The organism is Variovorax sp. Varisp85 (assembly GCF_047304045.1).
Taxonomy (GTDB): Bacteria; Pseudomonadota; Gammaproteobacteria; order Burkholderiales; family Burkholderiaceae_C; genus Variovorax.
The window spans coordinates 1-389 of record NZ_JBGLYN010000158.1 but is presented as its reverse complement, the minus strand read 5'-3'; the positions used below and the strand labels follow the sequence as shown (position 1 = coordinate 389).

Sequence of the window (389 nt, the reverse complement as noted above, 5' to 3'; positions counted from 1 at the left end):
CATTGCTGCAGGGCATCGGCCACCTTGTGCGACTTCTCTTGTCGTATTCGCCTTCGCTCCTCAGGCATCAATTCGGCAACCTCGCGTTCGACGGCGTAGAGCTCGCCGAAGAACTTCAGCGCCTGCTCGCCGATCGGGCTGCCGTGATTGGCCCAGAGTTCGTGGAACTTGCGCCTCGCGTGCGCCAAGCAGCCCGCCTCAGTGACGCCGAGCTCGAAGCACGCCTTGTAGCCGCTGAAGTCATCGCACACCAGCGTGCCGCGCCAGCCGCACTCGCCCGGCAGCCCGAGGAAGGCGCGCGCATGCTGGCCGCCGCGGCTGTCGGCGAAGTCGAACACCACCGCGCGCAACGCGCTGTAGCTCGTCGTGCAGTAGCTCCAGAGGTACGC

General features: G+C 66.3%; 1 protein-coding gene. It reads right to left on the bottom strand.

Annotated elements, in window-relative coordinates; all coding sequences use genetic code 11:
- A partial coding sequence (locus ACCC97_RS28840) for an IS66 family transposase (protein WP_413336405.1) occupies positions 1-389 on the bottom strand: 389 nt, incomplete at both ends.